The organism is Pseudomonas fluorescens (assembly GCF_902498195.1).
Lineage (GTDB): Bacteria > Pseudomonadota > Gammaproteobacteria > Pseudomonadales > Pseudomonadaceae > Aquipseudomonas > Aquipseudomonas fluorescens_BU.
The window spans coordinates 64,107-77,632 of record NZ_CABVIY010000005.1 but is presented as its reverse complement, the minus strand read 5'-3'; the positions used below and the strand labels follow the sequence as shown (position 1 = coordinate 77,632).

Genomic DNA, 13,526 nt, shown 5'->3' with positions numbered 1-13,526 from the left:
AAATCTGAACAGTTATTCTGTTATCGCCAGCGGTTTGGTCTGCGCGGAGTCAGTCAGAAAGCCGTCGTCAAATCGGCATCGGTGAATCGCTTCACTCGGGCGAATGGAAGCTCAGGCTGTAGTTCACCGCTTTGGCACCTGGGTCGAGAATGTCCAGCGCGATGTGGATCGGCGTTTGCGGAGGCATTTCCACCCTGCCTTCGAGGTCGCCGTTGAGGTACTCGCCAGGCTTGAAACGACGGCTGGCGATCAGGTGGCCGTTGAGATCGGCAAATCGCAGTTCCAGCAGCGGAAACGGCTGGGAGAAGGGCGCGCGGTTATAGATGATGGCATCGACCACCAGTGCACCGCTGAATTCGGGATGGCTGCGGACCACCAGGTTGCTGCTTTTGATTTTTGCGATGTCGACCTTGGACGGCACGGTGCAACCGATTTGCGGGCACAGTTGCTGGAACCATGGACGGTACTGGTCCTGGCGCGCCAGCTCGTCGAAATGGTAGGCGACGTATTGGCCGACGAGCGCGCCGGCCCCGAGCAGGATCAGCAACAGCCAGAAGAGTCGACGACCCCAGGGCGAACGGCGCTTTTGCCAGTCCAGTTGCAGCGGATCATCGGTCAAATCCTGCAGTACGTCGGCGCGAGCCCCGGGCTCGCTGCGTTCGCGTTTTTTGCGCAGGGGTTCGACGGAGGGCAAGTCGTCAGGTTCATCGCTGGTCGTGGCCGACAGGCGTTCCTGATGAAGCGGGCTGTCCAGCGGGTCGTGCAGGCGGAGCTGCGGCGGCTGGGGCTCGTCGTCCAGGTCCACCGGCTCCAGCGAAAGCGACGGTTCGGTGCGCGCGAGCAGGCCCGTTTCGTTCAGCGGTTCGCCAGTGTCCGGGGCTTCAATGGCATCGAGCCTGTCGAGGTCGTCAAGGTCGTTGATCGCTTGTGCGCGATCAGCCGCCGATTCGCTGAACAGGCTGTCGGATGTCCAGGGTTCTTCATCGGTTTCGACACTGTCGCGGCGTGCGCTGAGGGTGTCTTCGCGGTGCCGGCCGAATTCAGTGGTCGGCTGGATTTCCCGCTGTTCGAGCCGGGCAAGTTCTTCGTCCAGATCCAGGCTGTCCAGGTCCAGCTCGGTCGCGCTCCATTGCTTTTGGCTGATGGCCCGGGGTTCTGCCGGAACCGGCGCTTCGATGATGGCGGGCGTGACCGGGGCGACAGGCTCCTTGCCAGCCTGCTCAAGCAATTGCTTGGCCGCGTTGAACACCTGGAGGCATGAGCCACAGCGAACGACGCCGCGTGCCACGCTCAACTGAGCATGGCTGACGCGGAAGCTGGTTTGGCAATGCGGGCACTGGGTGACGAAGCTGTCGGTCATGCGGCAATCCGGTCTGTGCAGGCGTTCATTCTAGCGCCGACGGCCGGTAATGCGCACCCAGCCATCGCGATTGGCGATCGGATCCAGATCGAAGTCTTTGGCGTAGGCAGCGGCGACCTCGTCACCTTGCTCGGCGAGGATGCCCGACAGTGCCAGGCGACCGCCGGACTTGACCAGGCCGGACAGTTGCGGTGCCAGGGACACCAGCGGGCCGGCGAGGATGTTAGCCACCAGCACGTCGGCCTGGACCTGCGGCAGATCTTCCGGCAGGTACAGCGGGAAGCGTTCTTCAGCAATATTGTTGCGCCCGGCGTTATCGCGGGAGGCTTCGAGCGCCTGTACGTCGATGTCGGTGCCCACGGCTTGTCTGGCGCCCAGCAGCAAGGCGGCAATCGCCAGGATCCCCGAGCCGCAGCCGAAGTCCAGTACGTTGCAGTCTTTCAGGTCCTGGCCGTCGAGCCATTCCAGGCACAGGGCGGTGGTCGGGTGAGTCCCGGTGCCGAACGCCAGGCCCGGGTCCAGCAGCAGGTTCACCGCCTCAGGCTCGGGGGCAGCGTGCCAGCTTGGGACGATCCACAGGCGCTGGCCAAAGCGCATCGGCTGGAAACCGTCCATCCAGCTGCGTTCCCAGTCCTGGTCTTCGATCACTTCGCTGTGGTGCTCGGGCAGCGGGCTGCCGGTCAGCAGTTCCAGGTGGGCCAGTACCGGGCCGGCTTCGGTGCCGCCTTCGAAGAGCGCCAGCAGGTGGGTGTGCGACCACAGGGGCGTGGTGTTGAGTTCCGGCTCGAAGATCGGCTGATCCTCGGCGTCCATGAAGGTCACCGAGACGGCGCCCACTTCGAGGAAAGCGTCTTCGTAGGTTTCGGCTTGTTCTGGGCTGATGGCGAGACGGACTTGCAGCCAAGGCATGGCGGGCACCTTTGAAAAATATTGATTGCAGCCTAGCGGGCTGCGAGAAGCGCGCAAGTTTACGCGAGCGCGCGTCAGATGACGACCATCGGCGAATGGCGAAAAGATCGCAGCCTTCGGCAGCTCCTACAGGGGTAGGTTACGCCTTTGCAGGAGCTGCCGAAGGCTGCGATCTTTTGATTTATCCAGAAACAACAAAGCCGCCCGAAGGCGGCCTTGTCATGTGCCGGTTGAAGCTTAGTGCTTCTCGCCAGCCAGCTTGTGCTCAAGGTAGTGAATGTTCACGCCCCCTTTGCAGAAGCCTTCGTCGCGGGTCAGGTCGCGGTGCAGCGGGATGTTGGTCTTGATCCCGTCGACCACGATTTCGTCCAGCGCATTGCGCATGCGCGCCATGGCTTCGTCGCGGGTTGCGCCGTAGGTGATCAGCTTGCCGATCAACGAATCGTAGTTCGGCGGAACGGCATAGCCACTGTACAGGTGCGAATCGACGCGAACGCCGTTGCCGCCTGGTGCGTGGAAATGCTTGACCGTGCCCGGGCTTGGCATGAAGGTTTTCGGGTCTTCGGCGTTGATCCGGCATTCCAGCGCGTGACCGCGGATGACCACGTCATCCTGGGTGAACGACAGCTTGTTGCCGGCGGCGATGCTGAGCATCTCCTTGACGATGTCGATGCCGGTGACCATTTCCGAAACCGGGTGCTCTACCTGGACACGAGTGTTCATCTCGATGAAGTAGAAGCGGCCGTTCTCGTACAGGAACTCGAAAGTACCCGCACCACGGTAACCGATGTCGATGCACGCCTTGACGCAGCGAGCGAACACTTCCTGGCGAGCCTTCTCGTCGATGCCCGGTGCCGGCGCCTCTTCGAGCACTTTCTGGTGACGGCGTTGCAGCGAGCAGTCGCGGTCGCCCAGATGGATGGCGTTGCCCTGGCCGTCGGACAGTACCTGGACTTCCACGTGACGCGGGTTGGTCAGGAATTTTTCCAGATAGACCATCGGGTTGCCGAACGCTGCGCCCGCTTCGGAGCGGGTCAGCTTCGCCGAGGAAATCAGGTCTTCTTCCTTGTGCACGACGCGCATGCCACGACCACCACCACCGCCAGCGGCCTTGATGATCACCGGGTAACCGACTTCGCGACCGATGCGCAGCGCGGTTTCTTCGTCTTCCGGCAGCGGGCCGTCGGAACCTGGAACGGTCGGTACGCCGGCGGCGATCATCGCGTGCTTGGCCGAAACCTTGTCGCCCATCAGGCGGATGGTTTCAGCTTTCGGGCCGATGAAGGCGAAGCCGGAGTTCTCGACCTGTTCGGCGAAGTCGGCGTTTTCCGCGAGGAAACCGTAGCCAGGGTGAATGGCGGTGGCGCCAGTCACTTCGGCCGCGGCGATGATGGCCGGGATGTGCAGGTAAGAGTGGGCGGCCGATGCCGGACCGATGCAGACGGATTCGTCTGCCAGGCCCAGGTGCATCAGTTCCTTGTCAGCCTTGGAATAAACGGCGACGGTCTTGATGCCCATCTCTTTGCAGGCGCGCAGAATCCGCAGTGCGATCTCACCGCGGTTGGCGATCAGAACTTTTTCCAACTTCGCAGTCATCAAAGGCTCTCCGCGGTTCAAACGATGGTGAACAGCGGTTGGTCGTACTCAACCGGCTGGCCGTCTTCGACGAGGATGGATTCGATCACACCGCTGGTTTCAGCTTCGATGTGGTTCATCATCTTCATGGCTTCAACGATGCACAGGGTGTCGCCTTTCTTCACGGTCTGGCCGACTTCAACGAAGGACGGCGAGGTTGGCGAAGACTTGCGATAGAACGTACCCACCATCGGCGAACGGGCAACAGTGCCGTTCAGTACCGGTGCGGCCGGAGCAGCAGGGGCGGCAGCGGCAGCCGGGGCGGCGGCAGCGACAGGCGCGGCAGCCGGAGCAGGCATTGGCGCTGGCGCGTAGTACTGCTGGGCCGGGGTCTTGCTGTGGCGGCTGATGCGTACGGACTCTTCGCCTTCCTTGATCTCGAGCTCGTCGATGCCGGACTCTTCCAGCAATTCGATCAGTTTCTTAACTTTACGGATATCCATGAATCATCAACTCCCAAGGGTCGGTCAGGGGCGTTTAACGGCTGTTGTTCAAGCCTTTGCCTGTGTTTCAAGCTGCTCTAGGGCGGCCTCCAGGGCCAGTCGATAACCGCTGGCGCCAAGGCCGCAGATCACTCCCACCGCTACGTCGGAGAAGTAAGAGTGATGGCGGAAAGGTTCGCGTTTGTGCACGTTGGACAAATGCACTTCGATGAATGGGATGCTCACCGCCAGCAGCGCGTCACGTAATGCGACACTTGTGTGTGTAAAAGCTGCTGGGTTGATCAAAATGAAGTCCACGCCTTCGCTGCGAGCGGCGTGGATGCGGTCGATCAATTCGTATTCGGCGTTGCTTTGCAGGTGCAGGAGATGATGGCCGGCTTCACGCGCACGGCGTTCCAGATCCTGGTTGATCTGCGCCAGTGTCGTGGCGCCGTAGGTGCCCGGTTCACGGGTGCCAAGCATGTTCAGGTTGGGTCCGTGCAGAACCAGTAGCGTCGCCATCGGCTGTTCCCTTGTTATCGGTGAGCAATTGTCAGAACCCGGCGACTATGCCGCAAAGCCTTTGTGACTGTCCAGTTCTCTGCAATAGCCAGCACGATGTCCGATGTTTGCGCGAAATATATGACCGCTTGATTAAATCCGGTCATTCGCTTTGGCAACACGTTCGGCGAAGTCCGTGGCGTTTATCTCGCCGATGACACGGACATCGGCGCGTTCGACCCCGTCTTTGCCAAAAAACATCAGTGCCGGAGGACCGAACAGCTTGTAGCGGTCGAGCAGCGCCCGTTGTTCGGCGTTGCTGGCGGTGATGTCGAAGCGGATCAGCCGATAGTCCTTGAGGCGATCGACGACGGTGGCGTCGTTGAGTACTTCGTGTTCGATCACTTTGCAGCTGATGCACCAGTCGGCGTACCAGTCGAGCAGCAGCGGGACGCCGGACGAGCGGGCCTCGGCCAGTACGCGGTCGAGGTCTGCCGGCGTGGTCACGGTTTGCCAGGCGTTGGTGTCAGGCGTGGACTGGCTGCCGACGACGGTGCGAGGCTGGCCGATCGGATTGAACGGATCGCTCTGGCCGCTGAACCCGCCATACCAGCAGGCCAGCGCGTAAAACAGCAGGAACATGCCGAGTAATTGGCCCAGGCGTTTTCTCGGCGGTTTGTAGACGAACTCCAGCGCGCCCATGAACAAACCGACGCCACCGGCGAGCAAACCGATCAGCAATAAAGTGATCTGGCCCGGCAACACCCGACTGAGCAAGCCGATCGCCAACCCCAGCAACAGCACGCCAATCGCGTTTTTCACATAGATCAGCCACGGCCCGCTTTTCGGCAGCCACGCCGCGCCGCCCGTCGCCACCAGCAACAGTGGAGCCCCCATGCCCAGGCCGAGCATGAACAGTTTCAGGCCGCCGCCCAGGGCATCGCCGCTGGCGCTGATGTACAGCAGCGCGCCGGCCAGGGGCGCCGAAACGCAAGGCGAGACCAGCAGGCTGGAGACCACGCCCAGCACGGCCGCCCCCCACAGCGAGCCGCCTTCGGTGCGACCGGCAATCCGATCCAGTCGACTGCTGATGACCTGTGGCAACTTCAGTTCGAAGACGCCAAACATCGCCAGGGCAAACACCGCGAAAAACATCGCGAACGGCACCAGCACCCAGGCCGATTGCAACCGTGCCTGCAGATTGAGCTGCGCGCCGAACATTCCCATCAACGCGCCGAGCAGGGCAAAGCAGGCGGCCATTGGCAGTACGTAGGCCAGCGACAGATTGAAACCGCGCCAGCCGCCAACCTGGCCGCGCAGGACCACGCCGGACAGGATCGGCAGCATGGGCAGCACACAGGGCGTGAAGGTCAGGCCCAGGCCCGCGAGGAAGAACAGCGCCAATTCCCGCCAGCCCCAGGCATGGCCTGTCGAGGCGCCATCACCGGCGATACTCAAGCGTTCCGTCTCGGGCGGGTAGCACAGGCCTTTGTCGGCGCAGCCCTGATAGGTTACGGCCAGGGTGAAGGCGCGCGGATCGGTGCGCGGCAGTTCGACGTCAAGAATGCCGTGGTAGACCTCGACATCGCCGAAATACTCATCGTGCTTCTGTTCGCCCTTGGGCAATTGCGCGGCGCCGAGCGTGACCTCGACCGGGTCGGCGCGGAACTGGAAGCGGTGACGGTAGAGGTAATAGCCCTCGGTGGCGACGAAGCGCAGTTTGATCGATCGGGGCGTGCTTTCCACCAGGCTCAGCTGAAAGGCTTGGCGCACCGGCAGGAAGTCGGCGCTGTTGTTGATCGAGCCCAGGGTGGAACTGGGACGGCTCTCCAGCAGCCCGGCGGCGGTGGCCGGCAGGGTGAACACTAATAGCAGGAGGCAAAGCAGACGGCGCATGACGGTCTCGCGTATCGGGGTTGGGGGCATGATAGCGGACAGATGCGGGGTGTGCAGGCAGCGGAATTTCGTGGTGAATGTTCTGACGTCTTCGCGAGCAAGCCCGCTCCCACAGGAACTGCGCATGACCCTGTGGGAGCGGGCTTGCTCGCGAAAGCAATGTGTCAGACGCGGAAGGCCTGGACGGCGGTATGCAGTCGCCCACCCAGCACCAAAAGGTTTTCTCCTTGCTCACGCCCTTCGCCGATACGCAGCAAGTTATCCCCACCCAACTGGTGAATCCGCTCACTGTGATCGCGGATTTCGCTGACGGCGCCGCTTTGCTGGGCGGTGACATCGGCGATGCGCACGGCGGTGTCGGAAATGGTCTGGATCGCCCCGACGATTTTATCCAGCGCACCGTCAGCCGCCTGGGCCTGGTTGGCCGTGGCTTCGGCGTGCTCGACCTGGGCCCGCATGCCCTCGACCGATTGCCGCGCCGCGGTTTGCAGGCCGGCGATCAAGGTCTGGATCTCGGCGGTGGCGCCGGCGGTGCGTTGCGCCAGCGAGCGCACTTCTTCGGCCACCACGGCAAAACCACGGCCCATTTCCCCGGCACGCGCCGCTTCAATGGCCGCGTTCAGCGCCAGCAGGTTGGTCTGGTCGGCAATCGAGCGGATCACCGTCAGCACCCCGCCGATGGTCGCGGACTCTTCGGCCAGGTGCTCAATCATCTGTGCATTGCCCTGCACCTCATCCACCAGCGCATGCAGGCCGGTGAGGCTCTGGCCGATGACTTTCTGCCCGTGTTCCACCGCCAGTCCGGCATGGCGGCTGGCGTCGGCGGCCTGGCTGGCATCGCCGGCGACTTGCTGGATGGTCGCTTCCAGCTCGCCCAGGGAGTCGCGGATCATCGCCGTGTCACCGGCCTGGTGTTCGGCGCCGCGGTGCAGGTCGTTGCTCAGCTCGGCCAGGGAGCGGCTGCTGCCGGCGACCTGCTCGGCGTTGAGGCGAATGGTCCCCACCAGGTCCACCAGATAGGCGCGCAAGCGGTTGAGCGAGGCTTCAATGTCATGCAATTCGCGATTGGTCTTGCCCAGCTGGATGTCTTGGCTGAAGTCGCCCTCGGCCCAGGTCGACAGCGCGGGGGCGAGGTTGGTCAGCGTCCGGGCCAGGCGCCGTTGCAGGGTATCGATGAGCAGGGCGATGAGCAGGATCAGGCCGATCATTACGCCTTGCATCAGTCGCACTTCACCCTGGATCTGCCCGTGCTGGGCGCGCACCACGGGCTCCAGGCCGGCGATGGACTGTTGCACGTCGGCGATTTTCAGGTGGGTCGCGGTGCTGAGTTCTGCGCGCTTGCGGATTTGGTCGCGGGTGCGGGCCAGTTCCGCCGGGTAACGGTTGAGCAGGCTGTTGAGCTCGCGCTTGAAGCCGACCCCGGCATCTTCGGTGACAGCTTTTTCGCTGTTTTCCAGGCCCATCATCGCGGCGAAATCATCGGTGTTCGACTCGCTGCTGGCCGTCACGCCGAGCAAGGGCAGGGCGTCCAGTTGTCCGGCCTGGGCGCGCAGGTTGGTGACTTCGCGCTCGACATCGGCGGCCAGTTCGCTGCGACCGCTGCTGACCAGTTTGTCCCGGGCCAGCGACAGTTTGCCCAGATGCTGGGCGGCGGCGAGCAGTGGCGTCAGGTAGGCCGCGTTGCCGCTGGCGTACTGGCTGAGTTGGTCGAGGCTGGCGCCCAGTTCGCGCTCGGCTTGCAGCAGCAGGGCCTGCGGATCGCCCGCGAGTTTGCCGGCGGCGAGCAAGTCGGTTTTGCTGAACTCGTTCAGGTTCGACAGGCTGGGGCGCAAGGTGTCGGCGAGTGCCGGCGGCAATGCCCCGAGCTCCTTTTGCAGGTGTTCGATGGCCTGGCTGGCGCTGCTCAAGCGCAGGGCATCGCCGCTGGCGAGGTAGTCCTCGATGTTGCGCGCCACTTCATTCTGAAACTGCTGGGACAAACCCAGGTAGCGCTCCATTAATAAGTAAGGGCGCTCAAGGGCTTTTTGCGACCACCAGAGCGTGGCCCCCAGGGCCACGCACACGGCGACTAAAAGGAGGGTGTTTAGATTGGTCAGCAGCTTCAGGCGCATCGGGGGACAACCAACGGCAGAATGGTAAGTGCCTGAAGTTATTGCGTTTCTGTTACAGCGTTATGACGGAAGGCGTCGATCAGGATGAAAAGGTGGCACTTTGCTGTGATGCCAGCGCGGCCTGCACACGATTGCGTCCGGCGCCTTTGGCTCGATACAACGCTTCGTCTGCCTGGCTGGCCATCAACAGGCCGTCGGAGTCTTCACCCAGTTCCACCACCCCGGCGCTGAAGGTGCACCACAGATCCTGCGGCTGGGCCGGGTAGTGGATTTCGGCAAAGCGCTGGCGGATTTCATCCAGTACGTTCCAGGCCGCTTCAATGTCAGTGTCGGGCATGACAATGGCGAACTCTTCACCGCCGTATCGACCGATGAAGTCGGTCTTGCGCAATCGTTGCTTGAGAAACAGTGCCAGGCTCTTGATCACCCGGTCGCCCATGGGGTGGCCGTGGCTGTCGTTGACCCGCTTGAAGTGGTCGATGTCGAGCATGGCAAAGCTCAGAGGCTTGTTCTCGCGGCGGGCGCGGAACGAGCAGTCTTCGAGCAGTTGCAAAATGTGGGTGTGGTTGTACAGGCCGGTGAGGCTGTCGCGCACCATCCGCGCCTTCAGGTTACGCGCCCGCGCCGCGCGATTGCGCACGGTGGTGATCAGGTGCCGGGGCTTGATTGGCTTGGTCAGGAAGTCGTCGCCGCCCTCGCTCATGGCGTCGAGTTGCTTGTCCAGATCGTCCTCGGCCGACAGGTAAATGATCGGCACGCTGACGTAGCGGTCGTTATGGCGAATCACTTTGGCCAGTTCCGTGCCGGTGCAGGCGGGCATGTACATGTCGAGGATGATCAGGTCCGGCTGGAAATCGGCCAGTTCGGCCATGGCCTGGATCGGCTCGATCAAGGTCCGGGTCACGATCCCCGCGCTGTTGAGCAGGCGCTCGGTGTGCAAGGCCTGGGCGCGGGAGTCGTCGATGATCAGCACTTTGTAGGGTTCGTACTGGGCGACGCAGGTCAGGACTTCGATTTTCTCCAGCAGGCTCGACGCTTCGAGGGTGCCGGTGAGGAATTCCTGGCCACCGGCGCGCACGGCGGCCAGGCGGGTCGGGGTGTCGGTTTCGTGCAGGCTGAAGAACAGCAGCGGCAAACGGTGGTCGAGGCCTTCCTGGGCTTCGGCGGCCAGTTTCAGGCCGATGCCGGGGCCACTGAAGTCCACGTCCATGACAATCGCCGCTGGCAGGCGCTCCACCATGGAGGAGCGAAACGCCGCGACGCTGTCCAGCGACTGGGCGCTGAGTCCGAAGAATTCCAGTTGCTTGGCCAGGCGCTCGGCGCGGTCGAGGTCCTGCAACATGACGTAGATCGGCTTGCGCAGGGGCGGCAGGAACGTTTGATCGAGTTGATCGCCATGGCGCAAACCGGTGCGCGACAGGCGCTGCATCAAGCGGTTGAGGTCGGTGATCAAACCGCTGCTCAGGCGTCCGCGATTGGCGTCGACAGCCTCCAGCGACTGGCTGATATGGCGCGCCAGTTGAATGTGTTCCGGTTGTTCGAAGCGTTCGGCGAACCGCAGCAGGCGCAGGTTGGCCTCGCTCAGTTCCGCCAATTCGTTGGGTGACCACTCGCTGCGTTGCAGGCGCTGCCATATCTCAAGTATCTGACGTGCCTGATGAATGACCCGCTGGGCAAAGTGGTGCTTGAGGCGCTCGCGGCTGGGATCTTCTGGCTCGGTCATATCCTGACTACTAGTTAGGGTGCACGCTGAGGTCGACTGGTGGCTCTATGCTAGCACCTCTTTTCGATTGCATGAGTGTCGTACGTCAATAATCTGTAACGCGGACGCATTCAGTTTGTGACCGGTTGGTCTGTAATCGAATGATAATTCTTGAAGAAGGCTCTGTTCCGGGGGTTTCAGGATTTTACCCACAAGGCGCGTGGCGACTTTTCTCTGGGTTATGAGCCTCGTTGCCGAGTGGATTTACGGCTTGAATGGGCGAAGGTCTTTTGTGTAAGGGTTGTAGGGGAAACCCTTAGGGGCTGATGTCCTTCTGTAGGCGCGAGCCTGCTCGCGCAAATCGCGAATACGACGCGGGGTGTCAGGTGTTACACGTCATCGTTGTCGACCATCACGAGCAGGCTCGCCGCTACAGAAAGGAGCGCGTGTTGTCTGTTTACATCCATCGGGAAGCTTATTTCCGACATGCACCCAACGGCGGGTGCCGGGCCAAGGCACGTTGTTGTATGGTTGTGGTCGAACCGATGAACCCAAGAGCTTGAAAGGATATCGCCATGCTGGACTGGAAGAACCGCGCCGGTAGCGCGCCTGAACGTGCCGCTGAACCGAAGTCGGCAACCCGCAGTTACCTGGGCGGCCTGCTGTTCAGCCGGGCGCTGGCCACGCTGATCGGCCTCTACCTGTTAGTGGCGATCGCGCTGGGCTGGTACTGGAGCCAGGAACCCGCGCTGTTTCCGGTGCAGCAGACGGCGCAACTGGCCGCTGAAAAGGAAGGCAAGCAGATGGTGGTCGGCTACACCACCGTGGAAACCCTAAAGACCGTTGCCGGCACTTTGCTGACCAAGCAGGGCGGTTACATTTCCAACGACCGTTTCCCGCCGGGCCTGTGGATGGACAACATGCCGAGCTGGGAATACGGCGTGCTGGTGCAGGTGCGCGACTTGAGCCGCGCGCTACGCAAAGACTTCGCCCGTTCGCAGTCGCAATCCGCTGAAGACGCCGATCTGGCCAAGGCCGAGCCGCGTTTCAACTTCGACAACAAGAGCTGGGTGCTGCCGTCCAGTGAGTCCGAGTACCAGGAAGGCATCAACTCCCTGAGCCGCTATCAGGCCCGCCTGTCCGATCCGAACCAGAAAAGCGCGCTGTTCTATGCCCGCGCCGACAACCTGAACAACTGGCTGGGTGACGTCGGGACCCGCCTGGGCTCGCTGTCGCAACGTCTGTCGGCCAGTGTTGGCCGGGTCAAGCTCAACACCGCGTTGAAGACCGAAGTCGTGGTGCCGGGCGTGGCGCCGCAGGTTGACGAGGAAATCGTCGAAACCCCATGGCTGCAGATCGACAACGTGTTCTACGAAGCCCGCGGCCAGGCCTGGGCCCTGTCGCACTTGCTGCGCGCCATTGAAGTCGACTTCGCCGACGTGCTGGCCAAGAAGAACGCCACGGTCAGCGTGCGCCAGATCATTCGTGAGCTGGAAGCGTCGCAGGAGCCGGTGTGGAGTCCGATGATCCTCAACGGCAGCGGCTTCGGGGTGCTGGCCAACCACTCGCTGGTCATGGCCAACTACATTTCCCGGGCCAACGCGGCGGTGATCGATCTGCGTCAATTGCTGAATCAGGGCTGAGCCATGGTCGACAGTTCCATCGATAACCCGCGCGAAGCCGCTCACCGCGCGGCGTCGGATGCCGAGCAGATCGCCTGGGTCGATGAACAGGACAACCTGCTCGGCGCCCTGGTCCGCTGCGACCTGCGCGAGCGCGGGCTGATCGGGCGCGGCACCTATATCATGCTGTTCAATTCCGCCGGCGAGTTGTGCGTGCATCGTCGTACCCTGAGCAAGGCGATCTACCCGGGTTATTGGGACGTGGCGGCAGGCGGCATGGTGCTCGCCACGGAAACCTACGCCGAATCGGCGGCCCGGGAGCTGGAAGAGGAGCTGGGCGTGAGCGGTGTGGCCTTGACCGCCCATGACCACTTTTTCTTCGAAGACACCGGCAATCGGCTCTGGTGTTCGGCGTTTTCGGCGGTGTGGGACGGACCGTTGATCCTGCAACCGGAAGAAGTGCTTGAAGCGCGCTTTTTACCGATCGATCAAGTGCTGCGGGAAATCGAGGAAAAGCCTTATTGCCCGGACTCCCTGGCGGCGTTGAAGCGCTACCTCAGGTCTCGTGGGGAAGACGTCGCATAAGCGTTATAAATTGGCGCCGATTGGCTCTTAGCAATCGGCGTATTTGCCGTTACACTGCGCGACCTTTTCAAACTGTAACGGTATTGCTTTTTGCAGGAGCTGCCGCAGGCTGCGATCTTTTGACGTTGCTTTTGATTCGACATCAAAAGATCGCAGCCTCGTTGCACTCGTCAGCTCCTGCAGAGATCCAACCGTTTCAGTAGCGCTGCCCCTGCCTGAGTGGGGCTTCGCGGTCGATAGCCTCCCCAAGTGCTGCGACCAGTCTTTGTCCTCCCAAGAGGATTGCCGGTGGCCAAAAAAGCCGCATCCTTCGCCGCCCTTGGTGGCCTGGTATTTTCCACCGACGCAGGTCGTCATTGCCCGGAATGCAGTAAGCCGGTGGACGCCTGTATCTGCAAACAGACCGTTATCCCGGCCGGCGACGGCATCGCTCGCGTGCGTCGCGAAAGCAAGGGCCGTGGCGGCAAGACGGTGACCACCATCACCGGCGTGCCGTTGGCCGAAGACGCGCTCAAGGAACTGGCGACCACGTTGAAGAAACGCTGTGGCACCGGTGGAGCGTTGAAAGACGGGATCATTGAAATCCAGGGCGATCATGTCGAGCTACTCTTGGCCGAGTTGATCAAGCACGGTTTCAAAGCGAAGAAGTCCGGCGGCTAGCAGCCTCTGTGAAGACCACCTGCGGCTTGATCCAGTCCTGATTGCCTCACGACTGGCGTCGTCACCATGGTTTTCACAGAGCCTGTTCATGACCGGTTTCTAAACTCGTTGCGGTCGACGGGG

Annotated in this window: 11 protein-coding genes; 3 read left to right on the top strand and 8 right to left on the bottom strand. The window is 62.1% G+C overall.

What is annotated here, in order from left to right; all coding sequences use genetic code 11:
* Positions 1-91 precede the first annotated feature (91 nt).
* The 8 genes from F8N66_RS19100 to gcbA form a co-directional block, all read right to left on the bottom strand.
* The gene (locus F8N66_RS19100; protein ID WP_150771680.1) at positions 92-1,360 is read right to left on the bottom strand and encodes a DUF3426 domain-containing protein; all 1,269 of its coding nucleotides are present in this window, start codon (positions 1,358-1,360) and stop codon (positions 92-94) included.
* Positions 1,361-1,390: 30 nt separating this feature from the next.
* Entirely contained in the window at positions 1,391-2,269 is an 879-nt protein-coding gene (prmA, locus tag F8N66_RS19095; protein ID WP_150771679.1) for a 50S ribosomal protein L11 methyltransferase, read from the bottom strand.
* Between the two features lie 237 nt (positions 2,270-2,506).
* Positions 2,507-3,865 carry an acetyl-CoA carboxylase biotin carboxylase subunit gene (accC, locus tag F8N66_RS19090; protein ID WP_056852463.1) on the bottom strand — a complete coding sequence of 453 codons (1,359 nt, stop codon included), beginning with the start codon at positions 3,863-3,865 and terminating at the stop codon, positions 2,507-2,509.
* A 17-nt stretch (positions 3,866-3,882) separates the two neighbouring features.
* Positions 3,883-4,347 carry an acetyl-CoA carboxylase biotin carboxyl carrier protein gene (gene accB / locus F8N66_RS19085; protein WP_034149717.1) on the bottom strand — a complete coding sequence of 155 codons (465 nt, stop codon included), beginning with the start codon at positions 4,345-4,347 and terminating at the stop codon, positions 3,883-3,885.
* 48 nt (positions 4,348-4,395) lie between these two features.
* Entirely contained in the window at positions 4,396-4,848 is a 453-nt protein-coding gene (gene aroQ / locus F8N66_RS19080; RefSeq protein WP_150771678.1) for a type II 3-dehydroquinate dehydratase, read from the bottom strand.
* Positions 4,849-4,980: 132 nt separating this feature from the next.
* Complete coding sequence (locus F8N66_RS19075) at positions 4,981-6,723, bottom strand: protein-disulfide reductase DsbD (RefSeq protein ID WP_150771677.1); 1,743 nt, start codon at positions 6,721-6,723, stop codon at positions 4,981-4,983.
* 164 nt (positions 6,724-6,887) lie between these two features.
* Entirely contained in the window at positions 6,888-7,616 is a 729-nt protein-coding gene (locus F8N66_RS32170) for a methyl-accepting chemotaxis protein (RefSeq protein ID WP_412070743.1), read from the bottom strand.
* Between the two features lie 1,297 nt (positions 7,617-8,913).
* The gene (gene gcbA / locus F8N66_RS19060; RefSeq protein ID WP_150771674.1) at positions 8,914-10,557 is read right to left on the bottom strand and encodes a diguanylate cyclase GcbA; all 1,644 of its coding nucleotides are present in this window, start codon (positions 10,555-10,557) and stop codon (positions 8,914-8,916) included.
* A 554-nt stretch (positions 10,558-11,111) separates the two neighbouring features.
* On the opposite strand from gcbA, the gene F8N66_RS19055 reads away from it, so the two are divergent.
* The 3 genes from F8N66_RS19055 (at position 11,112) to F8N66_RS19045 (ending at position 13,403) form a co-directional block, all read left to right on the top strand.
* Positions 11,112-12,179, top strand: coding sequence for a DUF2333 family protein (locus tag F8N66_RS19055; protein WP_150771673.1), 1,068 nt, complete (start codon positions 11,112-11,114; stop codon positions 12,177-12,179).
* Positions 12,180-12,182: 3 nt separating this feature from the next.
* A complete protein-coding gene (locus F8N66_RS19050) occupies positions 12,183-12,743 on the top strand; it encodes an NUDIX hydrolase (protein WP_150771672.1) in 561 nt (186 codons plus the stop codon).
* Between the two features lie 288 nt (positions 12,744-13,031).
* Positions 13,032-13,403 carry a translation initiation factor Sui1 gene (locus tag F8N66_RS19045; RefSeq protein WP_007914613.1) on the top strand — a complete coding sequence of 124 codons (372 nt, stop codon included), beginning with the start codon at positions 13,032-13,034 and terminating at the stop codon, positions 13,401-13,403.
* The last annotated feature ends 123 nt before the right edge of the window (positions 13,404-13,526 follow it).

Bases quoted from the DNA above. Each gene is read 5' to 3' on its own strand.
- F8N66_RS19100 (WP_150771680.1), bottom strand. From the start codon at position 1,360: ATGACCGACAGCTTCGTCACCCAGTGCCCGCATTGCCAAACCAGCTTC.
- accB (WP_034149717.1), bottom strand. From the start codon at position 4,347: ATGGATATCCGTAAAGTTAAGAAACTGATCGAATTGCTGGAAGAGTCC.
- prmA (WP_150771679.1), bottom strand. From the start codon at position 2,269: ATGCCTTGGCTGCAAGTCCGTCTCGCCATCAGCCCAGAACAAGCCGAA.
- accC (WP_056852463.1), bottom strand. From the start codon at position 3,865: ATGACTGCGAAGTTGGAAAAAGTTCTGATCGCCAACCGCGGTGAGATC.
- F8N66_RS19075 (WP_150771677.1), bottom strand. From the start codon at position 6,723: ATGCGCCGTCTGCTTTGCCTCCTGCTATTAGTGTTCACCCTGCCGGCC.
- F8N66_RS19050 (WP_150771672.1), top strand. From the start codon at position 12,183: ATGGTCGACAGTTCCATCGATAACCCGCGCGAAGCCGCTCACCGCGCG.
- gcbA (WP_150771674.1), bottom strand. From the start codon at position 10,557: ATGACCGAGCCAGAAGATCCCAGCCGCGAGCGCCTCAAGCACCACTTT.
- F8N66_RS32170 (WP_412070743.1), bottom strand. From the start codon at position 7,616: ATGATCCGCGACTCCCTGGGCGAGCTGGAAGCGACCATCCAGCAAGTC.
- F8N66_RS19055 (WP_150771673.1), top strand. From the start codon at position 11,112: ATGCTGGACTGGAAGAACCGCGCCGGTAGCGCGCCTGAACGTGCCGCT.
- aroQ (WP_150771678.1), bottom strand. From the start codon at position 4,848: ATGGCGACGCTACTGGTTCTGCACGGACCCAACCTGAACATGCTTGGC.